Source organism: Mesorhizobium koreense, assembly GCF_031656215.1.
In the GTDB taxonomy this organism is placed as follows: Bacteria; Pseudomonadota; Alphaproteobacteria; order Rhizobiales; family Rhizobiaceae; genus Mesorhizobium_L; species Mesorhizobium_L koreense.
Genome location: NZ_CP134228.1, coordinates 718,224 through 739,819, shown reverse-complemented (window position 1 = coordinate 739,819; position 21,596 = coordinate 718,224). Strand labels below are relative to the sequence as shown.

Genomic DNA, 21,596 nt, shown 5'->3' with positions numbered 1-21,596 from the left:
GGAAAGCTCGTAGCTGGTCTGGCGCTTCCTCTCCCCCGTCGAGCGGGGGAGAGGTGGCCCGCGAAGCGGGACGGAGTGGGGGTCGATAACCACCGGCGCTCAGAAGATCTTCGCGTACTCCTCGACATTCGTTTTGTCGAAGACGAAGGGCTCGCCCATGATGCATTCGCCGTCCTTGCCGACGGTGGTTTCGCCCTTCTTGCCCATCGACAGCTTCGAGCCTTCCGTGGTCGGCTTGCCGGAAAGAATGTCGTTCATGATGTAGGTCGAGGAATAGCCGTAATCGACCGGGTTCCAGATGGCGAACGTATCGCAGGCGCCCTTCAGCACATAGTCCTTCATCTCGGACGGCAGACCAAGGCCTGTGATGAAGACCTTGCCGACGAGCCCGCCGTCGACGATCGCCTTCGCGCCGGCACGGATGCCGATGGTGGTCGGCGAGATGACGCCCTTCAGGTTCGGATGCGCCTTCACCAGGCCCTGCATCTCGCGGTAGCTCTTGTCGTCCTGGTCGTCGCCATAGACGGTCGCCACCAGTGGCATGTCCTTGTATTTCGGATCTTTCCATTCCTCCTTCATGGCGGCGATCCAGGAATTCTGGTTGGTCATGGTGGAGGCGGCGGACAGGATTGCGACCTCGCCCTTGTAGTTGAGCGTCTTGCCGATCATCTGCACCTGTTTGGCGCCGATCAGCGGCGTCGAGGAAGCCGAGAGATGGACGATGCGCCCGGCCGGCGCGATCGCCGAATCGAAGCTCATCACCTTGATGCCGCGCTGCATCGCCTTCTTGCCGACCGGAACCAGCGCGTTGGCGTCGTTGGCGGAAACGATGATGCCGTCGACCTTCTGCGCGATCTGCGCGTCGATGACAGCGATCTGGTCCTCCGCCGTCGGCTTGGCCGATGCAGTATAGATGATCTCGATGCCGCCGATTTCCTTGGCGGCATTCTTGGCGCCGTTGGCGCAGGCGTCGAAATAGCTGTTGCCGAGATTCTTGACGATCATGGCGATGCGCTTGTCAGCGGCGCTGGCTTTCTGCGTCAAGATAGCCGGCGCGGCGACGGCGAAAGCCGCCCCGGCGCCGAGTTTAAAGACAGTACGGCGTGTGGTCTTCATGGCAATCTCCTCCCTGCCAATGTGTCTCCGGACCGGAGCGCTCCGGTCGTGGCGGCGCGATAACGCTCTCGGCGCCTCCACTGGGCCGCAAGCGATCGCCTCAAACTACCATCAATCGCGGCCGCGGCAACATCCCATCGAAACGTTTTGGCGGAGGGCAACTACAAGGAAAGCAGAACCACGCCGCCCGATGGCTTCACGCATGGGTGGAAAGGGGTCGCTTTATATGACGGCTTACTATGGGTAAATCACGCCGAACAGGCAGAATCGCGCGTCGCTTCGGCCCTGTGATCCCGCACCCAGTCCGCTGCGGCGACGATGCCGCCGAGCGGAAAGACATGCATCTGCTTGATCAGGCTGCCAGGATGGGAGGAGAGGTGGTTGGCCGCACCGGAAAGAACCTCCGCGGGCGTGTATGGCAGCATCAGCTTGGTGAGATCCATGGCGCGCTTGCGCAGGACCTGGATCGACGGCCCGACGCCGCAGGCCATGGCGAACTTGATCAGCGTCTGCAGCCTGGCCGGTCCGGCGACGCCGAGATGGATCGGCAGCGTGATGCCGTTGGCGCGGATGCGCTCGGACCACCCGAGTGCCGGCCTTGCGTCGAACACGAACTGCGTGACGATCGCCATCTCTGTGCCGGTGCGGCAGGCATATTCCTGCTTCCATTGAAGTGCCGCATCCACGTTCCGCGTCGAGCCGTCGGGGTCGATGTCGCGGCTGCCTTCGGGGTGTCCAGCGACGTGCAGGCGGCGGAAACCGTACTGCTCGAACAGGCCGGTTTCGAGAAGCTGCATGGAGCTGTCAAATTCCCCGCGCGGTGCCGGCAGGCCGCCCGCGAGTACCAGAGCCTGATCGACGCCGGCCTCGTCACGGTAACGGCGAAGCCATTCCTCCAGCATGGCGCGGCTTTCGATCATACGTGCCGGGATATGCGGCATCACCGCGAAGCCGTCCTCAGTAAGGCGCTTCGCCGTCGCCACCATGTCGTCGAGCGGCGTACCGTCGATATTGGCGATGTAGACCCGTGTGCCGGCGGGCAGGATATCCGAAAAACTCGGGACCTTGGCCGCCGTGCGCGGCATGACCTCGATGGAGAAGCCGTCGAGCGCCTTCGCGAGGCCCGTATCCGGCTGCTTTGCCGCCGCCCTGCCGTGGATCGGAAAATCCAGAATGCCCATACCTACCTCCCGTCGCTCACCCAACATATGTATACATTATCGAAAAGGCTGCCAGCCACAAGAATTCAAAATATGGTTACATAAGCCGATTGCCCGGACGTATCGGCAATTTCTGCATACATGGAAAGCAGTCGATGCTCCAACTGCGACATGAAATGCATACATCACGCCTTGATCCGACAACTGACGAACGGCCGAAAGCGCCCGTCCGCGAAGGGGCGGTGTGGGCGTTCGATCTGTCGGTGGAGAAGCTTTAGTCCGTTTCGGCCAGACGGGCGGCAAGGACGGTGCGGACGAGTTCCCGCAGGCCCGGCTCGTCCGGATTCACGGCCTTGCCGGCAACACCCATGCGCTGCTGGATTTCGGCGGTCTCCGCGGCAAGCCCGCCTCTCAGGCCCAGCGCGTCGAGCGTCGCGGCGCTCTCGCGCATCTCGGCGGCGCGGCGCGCGCCGTGCCTCAGCGTGCGCTCGAACTGGTAGGGCGCCATCTTCGGCAGGTCGAGGCCAGGATAGCTCGTCGAGAGCGAAGCAAGGATTTCATCGAAGCAGCCGGAGGCCTGCGCCGCGAGCAGCGCCTCGACAGTGATCGCCTCCAGCCCCTTCACGAAGACCGAACGCACCATCTTGATGGCGGTCGCCGCACCCGTCTTCTCGCCAATGACCCTGCTGTTAAAGCCGAGCGCGGCCATCTCCTTCGCCAGACGATCCGCCTCTTCGCCGGCGAGCAGCACCGGCGTGCGATGACCCCGCGGATGGACCGGCGCCATCACCGCCATATCGAGATAGACGGCGCCCGCCGCCGCCACCTCCGCCGCCGTCTCACGCTTGCGCGCCGGCGATACCGAATTGAGGTCGATGACCACCTGTCCCTGGACAAGATGCGGCAGGAGCGATCGGGCGGCGATCAGGCTCTGGTCGGCGGTGACGGCGCTGATGATCCAGTCGGTGTCGCGCAGTCCGGCAGGCGTCTCCGCAATCGTCACTTGCCGCTCGCGCATGGCGGTGCGCATCGTTTCCGCACTCGTCTCCTCGTCAAGCAGGATATCGTAAGCCGTAAAGCCGATGCCTTGCGGCGCGAGGCTGTCGCAGAAGGCGCGTGCCGCCTCGCCGAAACCCATGAAACCTATGCGCACGGCAAATCCTCCAATCTTGGCATCAGACGCAGACCTGATCTTTCATCTGTCTCGGTGCTTATGGCTCCGAATACGCCTGCCCGAGGCAATCTTTGGGGCAAGAAACGGTATCCACGGTCCTCATCCTGAGGTGCGAGCCCCCGTGTCTTGCCTTTGGCAAGCCCGAGGACAGGCTCCGCGAGCCTCGAAGGACGCACGGCGACATTAGTCTTACCGCCCGAAAATCATCCCGTCGAACAGCTTGCGCGCGGTCCTGAGGATTCCCGCCTTGAGCAGATTGCCATCGGCGTCGAGCGTGGCGACGACCGTCATCTCGCCGGTCGGATGCTCGATGGAGAGCGATTTTTCCTGCCCATCCGGCAGCATGGCAAGCGCCGCCGCCGGCCCCTCCGGGAGCAGGCAGGCGGTGGCAACGCTGACCGCGCCGAGCACGCCGATCGCGTCGTGACAGCGATGCGGAATGAAGGTGCGCGTCGAGACGGCGCCGCCTTTCAGCGCCTTGGAGACCATCGTCATCTTGGGCACCGTCTTGTCGGAAACGTCGCCGAGATTCATCAGCGGCCCGGCCTTCAGGCGGATCGCTTCCAGCTTCCCGCGCAATGCCTCGTCGGCTTCGAGTTCGGCCGGGCTCTCCGTGCCCGCGACGCCCATATCGGCGGCGGCGAGCGCCACGCAGGGCATGCCGTTGTCGATCAGCGTCGAGCGGACGCCCTCGATCTCGTCGACAGCGTTGCCGGTCGGCAAAAGCGCGCCGCAGGTCGAGCCCGCCGTGTCCTTGAAGACGATCGGCACCGGCGCCGCCGTCCCCGGCACCCCGTCGATGCGCGCCTCGCCTTCGTAGGCGGCGCGGCCACCGGGCGTTCGGATGGTCGCGATAGCCGTCTGCCCGGTGTTCTCCATGAAGATGCGGACCTCGGTCGTGCCCTCTGCGGCCTCCACCAGTCCCCGTTCGATAGCGAAGGGGCCGACGCCAGCGAGGATATTGCCGCAATTCTGCCGGTCGGTGACGATCGGCCGATCCACGAAGACCTGCAGGAAGAGATAATCCACGTCGATACCGGGGCGTGCCGACCGGCGCACCACCGCGACCTTCGAAGTCAGCGGGTTGGCGCCGCCCATGCCGTCGATCTGCCGCGCATCCGGCGAGCCCATCGCGGAAAGCAGGAAAGCGTCGCGAGCTTCCGCGTCGGTGGGCAAATCTTCGGCAAGGAAATAGCCCCCTTTCGAAGTTCCACCACGTATCCACATGCAGCGGATGCCTTCAGCCATCGCATTCATTTCCATCTCGCGTTCGCCGTCCGGAACGGAACTCAGATATATTTCAGGCCCTTTGCCGCCAGCTTTTCCCGCATGCCGTAAATGTCCAGGCCGAGTTCGCCGGCGGCAAGGCGCTTGCGCTTGTCGGCTTCGTTGGCGATGCGCGCCTCGGCCTTCTTGAGCACGTCCGCCGCGTCCTCGCGTTTGACCACGCATACGCCGTCATCGTCGGCGACGATCACGTCTCCCGGCCGCACATGCACGCCGGCGCAGACGATCGGCACATTGACCGAGCCCAGCGTCTCCTTGACCGTACCCTGCGCGTGGATCGCCTTCGACCATACCGGAAACCGCATCTTCGTCAGGTCGGCAACGTCGCGCACGCCGGCCTCGATGACAAGGCCCCGGCAGCCGCGCGCCATAGCCGAGGTGGCGAGCAGGTCGCCGAAATAGCCGTCCGTCGAGGGGCTGGTCGGCGCCAGCACGAGGATGTCGCCGTCCTTCAACTGCTCGATCGCCACATGCAGCATCCAATTGTCGCCGGGCGGCGCGGAGATGGTCACCGCCGAGCCGGCGGTCGAGGCGCCCCTGTAGATCGGCGTCATGGTGTGGGCCATCAGGCCGATGCGCCCCTGCGCCTCGTGCACGGTCGCCACACCGCATTCGCCAAGCCGGCGGACGGTTTCAGCGTCGGTTCGCTCGATATTCCGTACGACGACGCCCGACATTACAATTTATCTCCCATCACAGTTCATCCACCGTTCGCGGGAAAACGGATTGAAAGCCCTCCGCATGGGTCGCCGGCCGCCCGCCGGACTGCCCGCCTGAATTGCGCTGGAAATGATTGCCCCGGTTTTCGGCGACGTTCGTGTAGTAGTGCCAGAGGTGCTGCTGGCCTTCCATGCACTCGATCGCCGCGCGCTTCTTGTCCCAGACTTCCGATATGTCGAGGAAGACGTCCGGTTTCCAGCCCATCTGCTCGGTCTGGTGCGGCTCGAACAGGTAAAGCTGCGGCGCGCCGAGCACTTTCTGGCCCGGATTGTGGCCCCATGCCTGCGCCACCATCCGGCATTCGAGCGCCATTTGCGTGGCGTACATATGGTCGGTGTTGTAGGGGTCGTAATGCGAGTGGCTGAGCATGAAGGCGGGCTGCACGGCACGGATCACATCGACCAGCCGGAACTTCGCCTCCTGGTCCATCACCAGCGGATAGTCGCCGAGATCGAAGAACTGGATATCGTGGACGTCGAGCGCCTTCGCCGCGGCTTCCGCCTCCTTGCGCCGCGCCGTCTTCACCTTCTGAAGCGTCATGCCCTCCTCTTTCCAGAGCTTGGCGCTTTCGCCGCGCTCGCCGAAGGAGAGGCAGACCACCGTAACCTCGTAGCCCTTCTTCCGGTGCAGCGCGATGGCGCCTCCGCAGCGCCAGACGAAGTCTGCGGCATGAGCGCTGATGACGAGGGCCGTCCTGGCCATGAACTCCTCCTACTTCTTCACCGGCGGCGTGCCGTGCGTGTGGAAAGTCTCGATCGTCTTCAGGCCCCAGGCCTGGCCCTTCTTCCGCTCCGCCTCGGTCCAGGTGACGGTCGGCCAGTCGGGCCGCAGCACCAGCCTGGCGCCGGCATTGGCGATTTCGACGCGGTTGCCCGCCGGCTCGTAGACATAGAGGAAAAAGGTCTGCTGGATCGCATGCTTGTGCGGCCCGGTCTCGATGAAGACGCCGTTCTCGAGAAAAATGTCGGCGGCACGCAGGACGTCCTCGCGCTGGTCGACGACATAGGTGACGTGGTGGAAGCGGCCGGCCGTGCCGGTATGGTCTTCCGAATAGGCGATGTCGTAGCCCTTGTTGTTGACCGTGAACCAGCAACCGCCGAGCCTGCCATTGTCGAGCAGGATTTCCTCGGTGACGCGGCTCCCCAACGCCTTGACCATGAATTCCTTGATCGCGTGCACGTCGAGGGCAAGCAGGTTGACGTGGTCGATGCGGCGCGGGCAGACGCCGCGGCCGTGATATTTCTGTGCGATGTTCTTGAGCGCCGGCTTCTCCTCGGGCGGCGCCTCGTAGATTCTCGTGTCGAAATAGAGTTCGAAGACGTGGCCGTCCGGATCCCGGAACTGATAGGCACGGCCATGGCCGAGATCGCCTTCGCTCCAGCCGATGCCGCAGCCCATCGCCTCGATCACCTTCACGCGGCGTTCCAGCGCCTCGGGCGAGGAAGTACGGTAGCCGATATGGCCAACGCCGGTCGTATGATGCCGGGTAAGCTTCAGCGTATGGAATTCGTAATCGTCGAAAGCACGCAGATAGACGCTGTTCCCGTCGCGGCCGCTCTCTGTCAGGCCATAGACGCGCGTGAAGAAGTCGAGGCTTTCCCCGAACCTGTCCGTATACATCTCGACATGGCCGAGATGCGCGACGTCAAAACAAGGCTCCGCCATCACTCCTCCTTTCGGACGCTGTCCGATATCGCACATCAGGCGCCCCCGCCGCTAGCAGGATCGGGGCAGAATGGATTGCTCCAGTTACATGCTGGCGTATCGCGGGCATCGCCATGGTGTCCGGCCGCAACCCCGCCGAGGATCGCGGCCGTCTCGTGATCGCGGCGCCCCTCTTGCCGGAGGCTCGTTGCCGCGAGCGTTTCGCGTCAGCCGTGCTGCTTGGTGCGCCAGCTTTCCGCGTAGTTTTCCCGCGCCTCGCTTGCATAAGGCGTCGGCGAGACGCGCACGCGGATTTCGGCCTGAATGTGTTTCTCCGTGGAGGTCTTGCCGGTACCGCCGTCCGGCTCGCCCCAGATGAGCGTGAGCACGTCGCCTTCCTTGATGTCGGCATCGACAACGCCGAGCGACAGCATGCACCGCTCATTGTAGCTGTAGCCGTTGAACATGGAGAGGCCGACGAGCTTGTCTCCGTGCATCACCTTGTCGAAGCTCGACGAAGCGTAGTTCGATAGCGGGAAATCGATCCACTTGGCATGCGGCTGGCCTGGCACGAAGGCCGAAGCCACCACTTTCATCACGTCCTCGGCATTCCATTCGAAGGTGACCTTCTTGCGCTGCGGCTTCTTCTCTTTTTCAGCCTTCATCTTCTCCAGCGCGGCGCGGCCGACGAAATCATGGTCGAACTTGATGTAGATGCCGTAGCCGAGTTCGTAGGGCGAAAGATAATAGTCGCGAATATCGTCGGAGACATATGAGCCGCCGATTGAGCCGGTCGCCTCGTAGGAATCGGCGCCCAGCCATTCACGGTAGGGCTTCAGTTCATCGCCGGTGTAGATCGCCGGCAGCGGCGAGGGGATCCAGCCGGATTCCAGGGTGTTGGTCGCGTAAGCGCGACTGCCGACCGGCCATAGCGCGACGCCGGCTTCCTCGGCCGCCTTGAAGATCGCGGCGCGGATCTCGTCCTTTTCCGCATAAGGGCCCCAGATCTCCAGGCCGGGCGCGCCCGCCATGCCGTGGCGCAGCGCCTGCACCTTGCGGCCGGCGACGTTGATCCATTCGACATGGAAGAATTTTATCTCGGGGATCGGCCCGCCATTCATCTTCTCGAAGATTTTCGGCGCGTCCGGCCCCTGGATCTGGAAGCGGTAATGGACACGCTTCACCTCCTTGCCGTCCGGTCGCGAGGGCGAGCGCGGATCGTGCGTCACCTTGATATCGTACTTGCCGAGCGAGGCATTGTATTTCAGCCAGTTCGCCGTCGGCGCACGGCCGACGAGAATGAATTTGTCCTCGCGCTCGCGGAAGATGATCATGTCGCCGATGACGTAACCTTCCGGCGAGACCGGCACGAAATGCTTCGCTCGATTCAGGCCGAAATTGGCGAAGCTGTTGATCGCGAGGCTTTCGAGGAATCTGGCTGCGTCCGGCCCCTCGACGATGAGCTCGTCCATGTGGTGCGACTGGTCGAACAGCACGGCGCTATCCCGCCATGCGCGCTGCTCGTCGCGCCAGTTGGAGAATTCCGCTGCCACCACCGGGTATACATAGATGCCGAGCTTGGAATCACGCAACACGCGGACGATGTTGCCCTTTTCCTTGATTACGGCCTCCAGGCTGGATTTGCTCACGCTCACTGCTCCTCACAATATGCGGTTCATGTATACATTTTGTCGCGCAGACGCCTGAAAAATGCAAGCGCGTTCTTCGCTGCGGCGGCGCCGTGAAGGGCATCCGGCAGTGTCACATCCAGGGAAAGAGTATCAGTCGACGACCAGCGCCAGGCTCGGGACCCGCGCCATCAGGCCACGGTCCGCATCGAGGAGATATTGCATGTTGGCCCGAGCGATGCGGGCATGCTCGCGCGCCAGCGCTTCGGCGCGGGCGCCCTCGCGGCTGGCGATGGCGGAAACGATGGCGTGGTGCTGTTCCTGCGCCATGTTGAGCGACAGGCGAAAGGCGGCGATCTTCGCCCTGTCGGGCAGGAAGGCCGATGGTGAGGCAAAAGGCAGGCGCGACGCGCGCAGCACTTCCATCTCGACGACCTTGCTACGGCAGAGCCGGGCAAGCTGCTCATGGAATTTGGCGTTGAGATCCGAATAGAGGTCGAACTCGACATCGCCCGGTTCCTCACCGAAACATTCGTCGAGACGCGCCACGATGTCTCTTATAAGGGCCAGGTCGTCGGCTGCCACGCCGCGCTCGGCGGCAAGCCGCGCGGCCGTGCCTTCCATGACGCCGCGCAACTCGATCGCGTCGATGACGTCGGCCATCCCGAAGCTGCGCACGACGAAACCGCCGGAGCGCGCACGCTCCAGCAGCCCTTCCTCGACCAGCCGCGACATCGCCTCGCGCACCGGCGTACGGGAAATCTGGAGATCCTCCGCCAGCGGCACCTCGTAGAGGCGCGTCCCGCCGGCGATTTCGCCGCTCAGAATCCGCCGGCGCAATGCGATCAGCGCGCGCATCGCATGTGTCCTGGCTTCGATCTCTACCATTTCCCCTCGGGCTAGCTGAATTCCGCCGATGCCGACATGTATACCTTTCCGCGGGCGGGCGGCAAACTGGTTACCGATAATGGCCGCCGGCCGGAGCAGCGGGCCGCTCCAGCCGGCGGTCCTCCCCAAAAGGGTTCAGGCCGTGTGCTTGGTGCGCCAGCTATCGCCGGCATAGTGCTCACGGGCCTCGCTCGAATAAGGCACCGGCGACACGCGCACGCGGATTTCCGCCTGCTTGTGCCGTTCCGTCGAGGTCTTGCCCGAGCCGCCGTCCGGCTCGCCCCAGATGAGGGTCAGCACGTCGCCTTCCTTCACGTCAGGGTCGACGATACCGAGTGAAAGCATCGCGCGCTCGTTGAAGGAGTAGCCGTTGAACATGGAGAGGCCGACGAGCTTGTCGCCCTTCATGACCCGATCGAAGGAAGCCGAGGCATAATTCGGCTGCGGGAAGTCGATCCATTTATAGTTATCGGCGCCCGGCCGCAGCGAGGATTCGATCACCTTCATCATGTCGTCGGTGTTCCATTCGAACGTCACCTTGCGGCGATGGGGCGTGCCCTTCATCTTCTCCAGCGCCGCGCGGCCGACGAAATCATGGTCGAACTTGATGTAGATGCCGTAGCCCAGTTCATAAGGCGTGGTGTAGTAATCCTCGATGTTGGCGGAGACATAGGATCCCCCGATCGAGCCCGTCGCCTCATAGCCGTTGGCGGGCAGCCACTCGCGATACGCCTTCAGCGCATTGCCTGAATAGATCGCCGGCAGAGGCGAGGGGATCCAGCCCGATTCCAGCGTGTTGGTCGAATAGGCGCGGCTGCCGACCAGATAAAGATCGACTCCCGCTTCCGCCGCCGCATTTACGATAATGGCGTGGATATGGTCCTTTTCGCCGTACGGCCCCCAGATCTCCAGCCCCGGCGCGCCGGCCATGCCGTGGCGCAGCGCCTGGACGCGCGTGTCGCCGGCATTGATCCATTCGACATGGAAGAATTTTATCTCCGGGATCGGTCCGCCGTTCATCTTCTCGAAGATCTTCGGCGCGTCCGGTCCCTGGATCTGGAAGCGGTAATGGGTTCGCATCACCGGCTTGCCGTCCGGCCGCGAAGGCGAACGCGGGTCACGGGTGATGCGCACATTGTGCGACCCGACCGCCTGGTTGAACTCGATCCAGTTCGCGGTCGGCGCGCGGCCGACGAGGATGAACTTGTCCTCGCGCTCGCGGAAGATGATCATGTCGCCGATGACGTAGCCGTCCGGCGAGACCGGCACGAAGTGCTTCGCACGATTCAGGCCGAAATTGGCGAAACTGTTGATCGCCAGTCCCTGCAGGAACTTTTCCGCGTCCGGCCCCTCGACGATGACCTCGTCCATATGGTGCGTCTGGTCGAAGAGGACGGCAGTATCGCGCCAGGCTCGCTGCTCGTCGCGCCAGTTGGAGAATTCCGCCGCGACGACCGGGTATACATACATCCCGATCTTCGAATTACGCAGCATGCCGACAACGTCGCGCTTTTCCTTCAAAACGGCTTCCAGACTGGTCGCAGCCATGATCGTTCCTCTAATTGCCGGGTAAGAATGTATACATAGTCGCGCAGCGGTTTGCGAATTGCAAGCGGTCTAGTTCGCTGACGGCGTCTCATGGCCACTCAGCCAAGCGCGATGCCGAGCGCCGCCGTGATAGTGAAAAAGCCGATAGCGGTGGCGGCGACGAGGGCGGTCGAACTCACTCCACCGACGCCGTAGCGCGCGCCGAAGATCGGATAGACGGTGATCATCGACACGCTGGCCAGCACGATGCCGATCTTTTCCATGTCGGGGTCCGCGCCGCCGATGAGAAAGAAGGCGCAGGCGACGGCAAGCGGATGCAGGAAGAGCTTGCAGGCAACGATACTCCCCGTCTCGACCACCATGCCGGACGCGCGCCCAGAAACGCGCAACGCCGCGATCATTCCGCCGACGACGAAGAGGGCGCACGGCGCCGATGCCTTTGCCAGCATGTCGATGGCGGTCGCGATCACGCCGGGGATCGGAATGCGCAGGAGCGAAAGGAGGATGCCGAGCAGGATCGCGAGGATCAGGGGCGTGCGCAGGAGGCGCCGCGCGGTCGTTGCGAGTGTCCGTCCGAACGAAGCGCCGTTCTGGCTACCGGATTCGGCCAGCGCCAGCCCCAACGAGATGATCAGGATGTTCTCCACGATCATGTTGAGCGGCATCGCCTTCAGCGCCAGCGGTCCGAAAGCCAGCAAGGTCACGGGATAGCCGATGAAGCCGGTATTCGACGCCGCCGCGCCCATGCTGCCGATGGCGGCGGCGGAGAGGGGCCGCCTCAGCCCGAACCGGAGGATGGAGAAGGCGGTGGAGAAAGCGAACAGCGAGCCGGCCCCATAGGCGATGACATAGCGCCAGTCGAAGGTGCGGCCGAGGTCTTGCCCGGCAAGCGCGCCGAGCACGAGCGCCGGCAGCGCGAAATTCAAGACGAAAGCCGCCAGCCCCTCGATCTGTTTTTCCGGGACAAAGCCGGTGCGGACCGAAACGCCGCCGAGGCCGATCAGGAGGAAGATCGGGACCGTCAGCGAAAGAAGTTGAAGGATCGGCATGCGGCTCGCTTTATCAAAATAGGGCGATGCGGCGGCGGCCGTGGTCCACGGATATCATCGGCCCGTCCGTCGCAAGAACGATGTATACATCCCAGGCGACATTCTTCCAGCCGTTCCGCCCCTTCTCCGCGGCTTTTCAACGGACAAGTGCACTCCGTGCTGTCTCTCTTCGGGCTGCCCGCCGCAAGAGGTCGAGCGGCGGCGCTGGCTTCGACCATGGTCGTGGGCATCTTGCTTGTCGCCCTATCATGTATACACTATGCTGCCGATGCAGCCGCGAACATGGCGGCCCGCCATTCGGGATCATTCGGGAGGATTCATTAATGTTGAAGAAGACAGCAACCGCGTTCGCCCTGGGCTTCAGCCTGGCTCTGGCGATGTCGTCGACGGCACTTGCGGAAGGAACGGTGAAGATCGGTCTGATCATGCCTTATTCCGGTCCCTTCGCGGATGCCGGCGCGCAGATGCAGGCAGGTATCGACCTCTACATCAAGACGCATGGCGACGAGGTCGCCGGCAAGAAGATCGTGCTCATCAAGAAGGATACCGGCGGGCCGAACCCCGATGTCGCCAAGCGGCTGGCCCAGGAACTGGTCGTGCGTGACCATGTCGACGTCCTCGCAGGCTTCGCGCTGACGCCGGAGGCGCTCGGTGCCGCGCCGGTGGCAACCGAAGCCAAGAAGCTGATGGTGGACATGAACGCAGCCACCTCGATCATCACCGAGAAGTCGCCCTATATCGTACGTACATCCGTCACCATCCCGCAGATCAACTACGCCTTCGGCAAATGGGCGGCCGGGCAGGGCATCAAGCATGCCTACACGCTGGTCGCCGACTACGGACCGGGCCATGATGCGGAAAAGTCGTTCGCCCGTGGCTTCAAGGAGAAGGGCGGCGAGATCGTCGGCGCCGACCATAGCCCCGTCGCCAATCCTGACTTCTCCGCCTATGTCCAGCGCATCAAGGACGCCAAGCCGGAAGCGGTCTACATCTTCATTCCCGGCGGATCGCAGCCCGCCGCGATCGGCAAGGCGCTCGCCGACAAGGGTCTGACACCACCGAATACCAAGCTTCTCGGCCAGGGCGAACTGACGATGCCCGATGCCATGAAAAGCCTGGGCAAGAACGCCGATGGCATCGTCACTGCCTTCCACTACACGCTGGAGCGCAAGGACCCGCTCAACGAGAAGTTCGTGGCCGGCTACGAGAAGCTGACCAAGGGGCGTGAGCCCGACCTGTTCTCGATCGGCGGCTATGACGGCATGCACCTGATCTACGCGGCACTGGAAAAGACCAAGGGCGACGCCAGCGGCGACGCCCTCATCAAGGTGGCCAAGGGCATGTCGTGGGAGAGCCCTCGCGGCCCCATCACCATCGACCCCGAAACTCGGGACATCATCCAGAATGTGTACATCCGCAAGGTCGAAAAGGTTGACGGCAAGCTGCAGAACGTCATCATCGACACGATCAAGGATGTGAAGGACCCGCTGCACGGCGCCGGCAAGTAATTGCCGCGCCTAGGGGTTCGGGGATAGGCGGCGTGGTAGGGAATCTGGCCGTCGTGCTGTTCGACGGGTTCGCCTTCGGGATGCTTCTATTCGTCCTGTCGGTGGGCCTGTCGGTCACGTTCGGGCTGATGAATTTCATCAACCTGGCGCACTGTGCCTTCGGCATGCTGGGCGGCTATGTCGCGGTCGTCGCGATGCGCGCCTTCGGCGTTCCATTCCTGCTTGCCCTCCCCTTTGCCTTTCTCGCCGCCGGGCTGGTGAGCGTCGTACTGGAACGGTCGTTTTTCCGACGTCTCTACCGGGCCGGTGGACTGAACCAGGTCCTGTTCACCATCGGCATGGTCTTCGTCGCCGCCGCGTCTTTCGCCTATTTCTTCGGTACCGGGCAACAGCCGATCGTGTTGCCGGATTACCTTCAGGGATATTGGGAGGTGAATGGCCTCCGATTCGGAACCTATCGCATCTTCCTCGTTGCGGTTTCGCTCGTCATCGCCGGGCTGCTGGTCTACGGGCTGGAACATACGCGTTTCGGCGCGCGCATCCGCGCCGCGGTCGACAATCAGCGCGTCGCCCAGGGGCTGGGGCTCGATGTCGATACCATCTTCGCGATCACCTTCGCGCTCGGGGCCGGCCTTGCCGGCCTCGGCGGAGCGCTCGCCATCGGTATCGTCGGCCTCGACCCCTCCTTCGGCTTCCATTATCTCGTCTATGTCCTGATCGTCGTCGCGGTAGGCGGCCTCGGTTCGATCGGGGGCTCCTTCGTCGCGGCGGCGCTGCTTGGCATATTCGATGTCGCCGGCAAATACTTCGTGCCGGATATGGGGGCTTTCCTCATCTACCTTTTCATGGTCGTCCTTCTGTTGGTGCGGCCGCTCGGCCTTTTCGGTAAGCGTTAGCCATGGCAGCGGAAACGATAACATCCGGGCCTGCAGCGACCTGGCTGAGGAAGCGCAGCCGCATCTCGGCCATCGAGATCGTCTTCTGGCTGGCCGCGCTTTTGCCCTTCGTGCTTTTGCCCAGCTATCTTTCGCTGGCGAGCCAGATCGCGATCGCGGCTCTTTTCGCGCTTTCGGTCGATCTCGTGCTCGGCTACGCAGGCATCATCACGCTCGGCCATGCCATGTTCTTCGGCCTCGGTGCCTATGCCGCCGCCATCCTGGCGAAGCATGGCTGGGGCGAGCCTCTGACCGGACTTCTCGTCGCCGCTCTGGTTGCCGGCGCCGCGGGCTTTGTCACGAGTTTCGTCATCGTGCGGGTCCAGCATCTGGCGCTCATCATGATAACCCTCGGCCTCGGCCTGCTGACCTATGAGCTTGCCAATAGCTTTTCCTCGATTACCGGCGGCACGGATGGGCTCGGCGTCGAGATATGGCCGGTCCTCGGCATCTTCGATTTCGACCTGTGGGGCTACACCGCTTATGGCTATGCCCTGGCGATGCTCTTCATCGGCGTTCTGATCGCGCGCCGCATCGTCAACTCCTCCTTCGGCCTGGCGCTGACCGGAATCCGCGAGAACAACGCGCGCATGCCGGCGATCGGCTCGGCCTACCGCGTGCATCTGCAGAAGATTTACATCATATCGGCCGCCATGGCCGGCGTGGCCGGCGCGCTGCTCACTGAGACGACCGGCACGGTCTCGCTCGACACGCTCTCCTTCCAGCGCTCGGCGGACGTCGTCGTTATGCTCATCCTCGGCGGCACCGGCCGTCTTTATGGCGGCATCATCGGCGCCGTCATCTTCCTTATCGCGCGCGACCGCCTCTCCGACATGAACCCGCAATACTGGTATTTCTGGATCGGCCTGCTCCTGATGGCCGTTGTGCTCGTCATGCCGGGCGGCATTCTTGGCGGGCTGTCGCGGGTCTTCCGGTGGGGCGCGAAATGAGCGGCGAGACCGCCATGCTGCGTACCGAGGGGGTCGCCAAGAAGTTTGGCTCGCTCGAAGTCTCGCGCAATATCTCCCTGGCGCTGCCGGTGGGCGCACGCCACGCGCTGATCGGACCGAACGGGGCCGGCAAGACGACCCTCATCAATCTGATCACCGGCCGGCTGAAGCCGGATGCCGGCAGGATAACGCTCGACGGCGCCGACGTGACCGCGCTGCCGGCGGCGGACCGTGTGCGTCGGGGGCTGGCACGCACTTTCCAGATCAACACGCTGTTCCCAGGCCTGACCCCGATTGAATCCGTGCTGCTCGCTGTTTGCGAACGCAAGCGCGAGGCCGGCCAGTTCTGGCGGCGGCTGACCGGCCATGCCGAAGCAGTGGACGAAGCCTTCGCCATCCTCAAGCAATTGCACCTCGATGCCGTGGCGACGCGGGAGACGCGCCACCTCGCCTACGGCCAGCAGCGGCTTCTGGAAATAGCGATGGCGCTGGCGACACGGCCGAAGGTGCTCCTGCTCGACGAGCCGGCGGCCGGCGTTCCCAAGGATGAGAGCGCCACCCTTTTCGCCGTCATAGCGGCGCTGCCTTCCGATATGGCTGTGCTCTTTATCGAGCACGACATGAACCTCGTCTTCAAATTCGCCTCCCGCATCACCGTGCTCGTCTCGGGCGCGGTGCTGGTCGAGGCCGAGCCGGAAATGATCCGGGCCGATCCGCGGGTGCGCGAAGTCTATCTGGGACAGGCGCACAATGGCTGAGCCGCTTCTGGAGCTTCGCGACGTGCGCGCCGGCTACGGCGAGGCGGTGGTGCTCGACGGCGTTTCGGTTTCCGTGCCGGAGAACGGCAGTCTTGCGCTTCTCGGCCGCAACGGCGTCGGCAAGACGACGCTGCTCCTGACCGTCATGGGGCTCGTCCGCCTCAGCCGCGGCTCACTCTGGTTCAAGGGTCGCGATATCTCGCGCCTGCCGCCGCACAAGCGGGCGCGGCTCGGCATCGGCTGGGTGCCGCAGGAGCGCGACATCTTCCCTTCGCTGACGGTGGAGGAGAACCTGACCGTCGCCGCGCGGCCCGGCCGTTGGTCGACCGAAGACATGTACCGGCTTTTCCCGCGTCTGAAGGAACGGCGCGCCAATATGGGCAACCAGCTTTCCGGCGGCGAGCAGCAGATGCTGACCATCGCACGCACGGTGCTCACCAATCCGGCGATCCTGCTTCTCGACGAGCCGCTCGAAGGGCTCGCTCCCATCATCGTCGAGGAACTGACCGAAGCGATCCGCACCATGGCCAAGGACGAGGGCATCGCACTCGCGCTGGTCGAGCAGCATGCGGAGGTGGCGCTCGGCATGACGAAGGACGCGATCGTCATAGAGCGCGGCGTCGTCGCGCACCGCGCGTCCTCGGCGGAGCTCCTTCAGGACCAGGCGGTGCTCGACCGCTATGTCGGCCTGAACCTCGAAGGGAGCTGAAGCGGCCTATCTGCCATCGCGGATGCTGCGGCCGACGCCCTGCAGGGCCTCGAAAGCCGCGAAGCGCCGTTCGTGCCAATCCGCGAGATCGGGCTGCGGCGCGTAGACTTCGCCCAGCGTCGACATGGTTTGCATTGCATGGCGCAGATCGGCATGGTCGCCGGAAGCGACCGCGCCGAGCATGGCCGAGCCGAGCAGAACCGGCTCGGGCGAGGACGAAGCCGCTACCGTCAATCCAGTCGTGTCGGCAAGGATCTGGCGGACGAGCGTACTTTGCGCGGCGCCGCCGCTGACCACGATCGTGTCGACCGCAATCCCGTTGTGCTGTTCCGCGCGTACGATCTGGCGTGCACCGTAGCCGAGCCCGCAAAGACCGGCGAGATAAAGCCCGACAAGGCTGTCGATACCTCTCTCCATGCCGAGCCCGGCGATGAGCGCACGCGCGTCGGGATCGGCGAAGGGCGCGCGATTGCCGAGGAATTCCGGCACGACATGGAGTTCGCCGACAAGCTTCGGCACTGCCGCCGCCCTGCCCCGGCTTTCGGCCTGCCGGCCCAGCCAGCCGGCGAGTGACTGTCCCGCTTCGCGCGCCGCATGCGTCGCTTCCGGCGAATACGGATGCATCTGGATCAACTGCTCTATCGCCGCGCCGGCGGCCGACTGCCCACCCTCGTTCAGCCACAGGCCCGGCACCATGGCGGAATAATAGGGTCCCCAGACGCCCGGCACGAAGGCCGGCTCCGGAGTCGTCGACATGGTGCAGGCCGACGTGCCGAACACATAGGCCATACGGCTCAGCACTGTTCCCGACGCACCACGCGCCCCGACCGTCCCGACACCGCCGGCATGGGCATCAATGAGCCCCGCCGCGACAGGCGTGCCAGGCAGAAGATCAAGGTCGGAAGCCGCCTTTTCCGTCAAACCATCGGCCAGCTTGGTTCCACCCGGCACAATTTCGGTGCCGATGCGGCGGAACTGCTCGTCGGCCAGCGCGCCGAGGCCCACCTTGCGGAAATAGCCGGCGTCCCAACGATCCTCGTGGGCAAGATAGGTCCATTTGCAGGTGACCGTGCAGACCGAGCGGGCAAGGCTGCCCGTTGCCCGCCAGGTCAGGAAATCGGCAAGGTCCATGAATTGCCAGGCTTCGGCGAAGGTGGCCGGCATGTTTTCGGACAGCCATAGGAGCTTAGGGGTCTCCATCTCCGGCGAGATCTGCCCACCGACATAATCCAGTACCTTTTCGCCGGTGCGGTTGATCCTCTTCGCCTGCTCCGCCGCGCGATGATCCATCCACACGATGATGTTGCGCGCCGGATCGCTGGACGGACCGACCGGGAGCGGCTTTCCACCCTCGCCCAGCACGACCAGAGAACAGGTCGCGTCGAAGCCGATGCCCGCGACCATCTCGGCCGCCACGTCGGCTTTCTCCAACGCGCCTCGCACGCTTCGGCAGACGGCGTTCCAGATATCGTCGCTCGACTGTTCGACGATATCGCCGACCTCGCGCCACAGTTGGATATCGGCCTTGTCGGTAGCGAGCAGCTTGCCCGCCCAGTCGAACAAGCCGGCGCGCGCGCTGCCGGTACCGACATCGATGCCGAGATAATGACGGGCCATGGCTATCTGCTCCTGCCGTTACAGATCGTTGCTCTGTGGCAGGATGACGATGTCGCGAATGGTCACATTGCGCGGACGCGTCAGCATGAACAGCACGGCCTCGGCGACCTCGACCGGCTGGATGAGGCCGCCGGCCGCCATCTCCTCCTCCAGCTTCTCCTTCGGCCAGTCGCTGATAAGCGCGGTGACCACCGGGCCGGGCGCCACGGCGCCGACACGGATCCCGTGTTTTGCGACTTGCCGCCGCACCGTGTGGACGAAAGCCTGCACGGCGTGCTTGGAGGCCGTGTAGATCGGCTCCCACACGACCGGCACGAGGCCGGCGATCGAACTGGTGACGATGATGTCGCCTGTTTTGCGCTCCACCATATGCGGCAGCACCGCGTGGACGGAACGGAACAGCGCATTGATGTTGAGGTTCAGCACACGGTCCCACTGGTCCGGATCGCCGTCGACCACCTCGCCGCCGACATAGGAACCGGCGTTGCCGTGGAAAATGTCGAGCTGGCCGGCCTTCTCCAGTATCTGCGGCATCATCGTCGCCATGCTTTCCGGATCGGTGAGATCGATGCGAACCGGAAACGCCCGCTCGCCAAGTTCGCCGCAGACCTTCGCCAGTGCATCTTCCGCGCGGTCGACCAGCGCCACGCGTGCACCGGCGTTTATCATGATCCTCGCGCATTCGAGGCCGATGCCCGAGGCCGCGCCGGTGACAGCTGCGACCTTCCCTTTAAGTTCCTGGCCCACGGATTTTCCTTTTCTTTTTTGCTGTTCAGGCCCGGCCATGGGAAAGGCGCGAACGGCGCGCCAACGAATCGACGATGACGGCGATGGCGAGCACGGCGCCGGTGATCATGTACCGAAGCGAAGAAGACAGATCGAGCAGCGTCAGGCCGCTGGCGATCGACTGGATGACGATGATGCCGAGAAGCGCGGAATAGGCGCTACCGCGGCCGCCGAACAGGCTGGTGCCGCCGATGACCGCCGCCGCGATAGCGTTCAGATTGACGTCGCCGGTTCCCGCCTGCTGGCTGGAAGAGGCGAGCCGTGCCGCCGCCATGATACCGCCGGCCGCCGCGAGCGTCGAACAGAGCATGAAGGCGCTGAGATAGATGCGGCGGACATTGATGCCGGCCCGGCGCGCGGCTTCGCGGTTGCCGCCGACCGCCATCATCGAGCGGCCCCATTTGGTGCGCGTCAGCGCATAGTTCATCACCACGCAAAGGCCGACGAAGAGACCGAACATCCATGGGATGCCGCGGCCCTGGTTGAGGTAATAGACGATGAACTCCAGCACGACGATGACCACCGCCGCCTTGAATACCGATCGGCCCGGCGAACTGGCCGAAAGCCCCGCTTCACGCCGGCGCATGGCCGTCCTGTAGTCGGTTACGAAGACGACGATACCGGCGATGGCCGCAAGGGCGTACGAAACGACATCCGGCATGACCAGCGTCTGGCCGAAATTAACCAGTGGCGAGCCGTAGGGAAGGTTGATGGAACCGGTCGAGCCGAGCAGGTAGAGCTGCAGGCCGAGCCATGCCAGGAGGCCGGCCAGCGTCGAGACGAAGCTCGGCATGCCGAAGCGGTTGAAGACGAAGGAATAAAGCGCGCCGATCGCAGCGCCCAGCACCAGCGCCGAGATGATGGCGACCGCGACCGGCCATCCGTGGTTTACCCACATCACGCCGAGCAGCGCGGAGGAGAAGCCGCTTACCGACCCGACGGAAAGATCGATCTCGCCGAGCATCAGGATACAGACGATGCCGAGCGCGATGACGCCGACCGTCGAGCAGTCGAACAGCAGGTTCACCAGATTGTTCGGCGCCAGGAAGACCGGATTGAGGCTCTGGAACACCGTGCAGATGATGATAAGACCGACGATAACCGGCAGCGAGCCGAGATCGCCCGAGCGTACCTTGTCTATGAAGGCGCCTATGGTCCCGCCGATCGTGTCGGCATGTTTGACGCGCACGTCGCTGCGGTCGAGCAGCGGGCCGGTCGAACCCTGTTGCGTGTTCTCGGTCATGGCCGCGCCTCCTGTGCCTGTTGGGCACGGCGCCGGTCGGCGCGGCGGGATACCGAGTTCTCGTCGGCGCCGGTGATGGCGGTGACGAGTTCCTGGTTTGAGGCGTCGGGACCGAACTCGCCATTGTTTCGGCCGAGCCTCAGCACCACGATACGGTCGGCGACGGCGCGCACGTCCTCCATATTGTGGCTGATCATGATGACGCCGAGCCCGCGGGCGCGTACGCGCTCGATCAAGTCGAGCACTTCCGCCGTCTGCGCGACGCCGAGCGCGGCGGTCGGCTCGTCCAGCAGGATCAGCTTCGGCTCGGTCAGGAGCGAGCGGGCGATGGCGACGGTCTGGCGCTGGCCGCCGGAGAGCGAGGCGACGGGCTCGCGCACGCTCGGTATGCGCGCGGAGAGTTCGTTGAGCAGCGTCCACGCCCGGATCTCCATAGAGACCTCGTCGAGCCGGGGCGGGTTGAGTTCGCGCCCGAGGAAGATGTTGGCGACCACGTCGAGATTCTCGCAGAGCGCCAGATCCTGGAAGACGGTAGCGATGCCGAGGCCGAGCGCCGTTGCCGGGTCGGCGAGGACGACTTCCTTGCCGCCGAAGGTGATCGTTCCGGCCGACGGCTGATGCACGCCGGCGAGGATCTTGACCAGCGTGGACTTGCCGGCGCCGTTGTCGCCGACCAGCGCCACGACCTCGCCGGAATGGACGTCGAGATCGACATCGGTGAGCGCGGAAACGGCGCCGAAATTCTTGGAGACGCCGCGCAGGCTGAGCACCGCATCGCGCGGCCCGTCACCCTGACGATCCCCATCTCCTTGGCGATCAATATCCGGCATGGCGATTTCCTCCCGACATGGTTCCGGATGCCCGGCGCTTCCGGAT

The 21,596-nt window shown here is 64.0% G+C and carries 20 protein-coding genes; 5 read left to right on the top strand and 15 right to left on the bottom strand.

Features of this window, described 5'->3' with window-relative positions; all coding sequences use genetic code 11:
- Positions 1–99: 99 nt before the first annotated feature.
- From rhaS to RBH77_RS03400, 11 genes are all read right to left on the bottom strand, one after another.
- On the bottom strand, positions 100–1,116 hold the full coding sequence (rhaS, locus tag RBH77_RS03450) for a rhamnose ABC transporter substrate-binding protein (RefSeq protein ID WP_311030757.1): 1,017 nt from the start codon (positions 1,114–1,116) through the stop codon (positions 100–102).
- Between the two features lie 248 nt (positions 1,117–1,364).
- Positions 1,365–2,297, bottom strand: coding sequence for a methylenetetrahydrofolate reductase (locus tag RBH77_RS03445; RefSeq protein WP_311030756.1), 933 nt, complete (start codon positions 2,295–2,297; stop codon positions 1,365–1,367).
- Between the two features lie 253 nt (positions 2,298–2,550).
- Positions 2,551–3,429 (bottom strand): NAD(P)-dependent oxidoreductase, encoded by an 879-nt coding sequence (locus tag RBH77_RS03440; RefSeq protein ID WP_311030755.1) that lies wholly within the window; start codon positions 3,427–3,429, stop codon positions 2,551–2,553.
- 210 nt (positions 3,430–3,639) lie between these two features.
- Positions 3,640–4,698 carry a 4-oxalomesaconate tautomerase gene (locus tag RBH77_RS03435; RefSeq protein ID WP_311030754.1) on the bottom strand — a complete coding sequence of 353 codons (1,059 nt, stop codon included), beginning with the start codon at positions 4,696–4,698 and terminating at the stop codon, positions 3,640–3,642.
- Between the two features lie 41 nt (positions 4,699–4,739).
- On the bottom strand, positions 4,740–5,414 hold the full coding sequence (locus RBH77_RS03430) for a 4-carboxy-4-hydroxy-2-oxoadipate aldolase/oxaloacetate decarboxylase (RefSeq protein ID WP_311030753.1): 675 nt from the start codon (positions 5,412–5,414) through the stop codon (positions 4,740–4,742).
- 16 nt (positions 5,415–5,430) lie between these two features.
- Complete coding sequence (locus RBH77_RS03425) at positions 5,431–6,159, bottom strand: PIG-L deacetylase family protein (protein WP_311030752.1); 729 nt, start codon at positions 6,157–6,159, stop codon at positions 5,431–5,433.
- Positions 6,160–6,168: 9 nt separating this feature from the next.
- Positions 6,169–7,122, bottom strand: coding sequence for a catechol 2,3-dioxygenase (locus tag RBH77_RS03420; protein WP_311030751.1), 954 nt, complete (start codon positions 7,120–7,122; stop codon positions 6,169–6,171).
- Between the two features lie 206 nt (positions 7,123–7,328).
- Positions 7,329–8,750, bottom strand: a complete 1,422-nt coding sequence (gene ligM, locus RBH77_RS03415; RefSeq protein ID WP_311030750.1) for a vanillate/3-O-methylgallate O-demethylase — start codon at positions 8,748–8,750, stop codon at positions 7,329–7,331.
- Positions 8,751–8,882: 132 nt separating this feature from the next.
- Complete coding sequence (locus RBH77_RS03410) at positions 8,883–9,617, bottom strand: GntR family transcriptional regulator (RefSeq protein WP_311030749.1); 735 nt, start codon at positions 9,615–9,617, stop codon at positions 8,883–8,885.
- Positions 9,618–9,752: 135 nt separating this feature from the next.
- A complete protein-coding gene (ligM, locus tag RBH77_RS03405; protein WP_311030748.1) occupies positions 9,753–11,165 on the bottom strand; it encodes a vanillate/3-O-methylgallate O-demethylase in 1,413 nt (470 codons plus the stop codon).
- A gap of 98 nt (positions 11,166–11,263) precedes the next feature.
- On the bottom strand, positions 11,264–12,214 hold the full coding sequence (locus tag RBH77_RS03400) for an AEC family transporter (RefSeq protein ID WP_311030747.1): 951 nt from the start codon (positions 12,212–12,214) through the stop codon (positions 11,264–11,266).
- Between the two features lie 323 nt (positions 12,215–12,537).
- Between RBH77_RS03400 and RBH77_RS03395 the strand changes: the two genes are divergently transcribed.
- From RBH77_RS03395 to RBH77_RS03375, 5 genes are read left to right on the top strand one after another with little or no spacing between them, the layout of a single operon-like run.
- Positions 12,538–13,722: an ABC transporter substrate-binding protein gene (locus tag RBH77_RS03395; protein ID WP_311030746.1), complete on the top strand. Its 1,185-nt coding sequence runs from the start codon at positions 12,538–12,540 to the stop codon at positions 13,720–13,722.
- Between the two features lie 44 nt (positions 13,723–13,766).
- Positions 13,767–14,618 (top strand): branched-chain amino acid ABC transporter permease, encoded by an 852-nt coding sequence (locus RBH77_RS03390; RefSeq protein WP_311032411.1) that lies wholly within the window; start codon positions 13,767–13,769, stop codon positions 14,616–14,618.
- 2 nt (positions 14,619–14,620) lie between these two features.
- A complete protein-coding gene (locus RBH77_RS03385) occupies positions 14,621–15,607 on the top strand; it encodes a branched-chain amino acid ABC transporter permease (protein WP_311030745.1) in 987 nt (328 codons plus the stop codon).
- Complete coding sequence (locus tag RBH77_RS03380) at positions 15,604–16,365, top strand: ABC transporter ATP-binding protein (RefSeq protein WP_311030744.1); 762 nt, start codon at positions 15,604–15,606, stop codon at positions 16,363–16,365. Before RBH77_RS03385 ends, RBH77_RS03380 begins: the two co-directional genes overlap by 4 nt.
- Positions 16,358–17,074: an ABC transporter ATP-binding protein gene (locus RBH77_RS03375; RefSeq protein WP_311030743.1), complete on the top strand. Its 717-nt coding sequence runs from the start codon at positions 16,358–16,360 to the stop codon at positions 17,072–17,074. The genes RBH77_RS03380 and RBH77_RS03375 overlap by 8 nt, the downstream gene beginning before the upstream one ends.
- Positions 17,075–17,080: 6 nt before the next feature.
- Here the strand turns inward: RBH77_RS03375 and RBH77_RS03370 are convergent, their stop codons facing one another.
- Genes RBH77_RS03370 through RBH77_RS03355 form a run of 4 tightly spaced genes read right to left on the bottom strand, consistent with a single transcriptional unit; the run spans position 17,081 to position 21,550 of the window.
- Positions 17,081–18,691, bottom strand: a complete 1,611-nt coding sequence (locus RBH77_RS03370; protein WP_311030742.1) for an FGGY-family carbohydrate kinase — start codon at positions 18,689–18,691, stop codon at positions 17,081–17,083.
- Between the two features lie 18 nt (positions 18,692–18,709).
- Complete coding sequence (locus RBH77_RS03365; RefSeq protein ID WP_311030741.1) at positions 18,710–19,438, bottom strand: SDR family oxidoreductase; 729 nt, start codon at positions 19,436–19,438, stop codon at positions 18,710–18,712.
- A gap of 25 nt (positions 19,439–19,463) precedes the next feature.
- Complete coding sequence (locus RBH77_RS03360; protein WP_311030740.1) at positions 19,464–20,720, bottom strand: sugar ABC transporter permease; 1,257 nt, start codon at positions 20,718–20,720, stop codon at positions 19,464–19,466.
- Complete coding sequence (locus tag RBH77_RS03355) at positions 20,717–21,550, bottom strand: ATP-binding cassette domain-containing protein (protein WP_311030739.1); 834 nt, start codon at positions 21,548–21,550, stop codon at positions 20,717–20,719. Before RBH77_RS03355 ends, RBH77_RS03360 begins: the two co-directional genes overlap by 4 nt.
- Positions 21,551–21,596 lie beyond the last annotated feature (46 nt).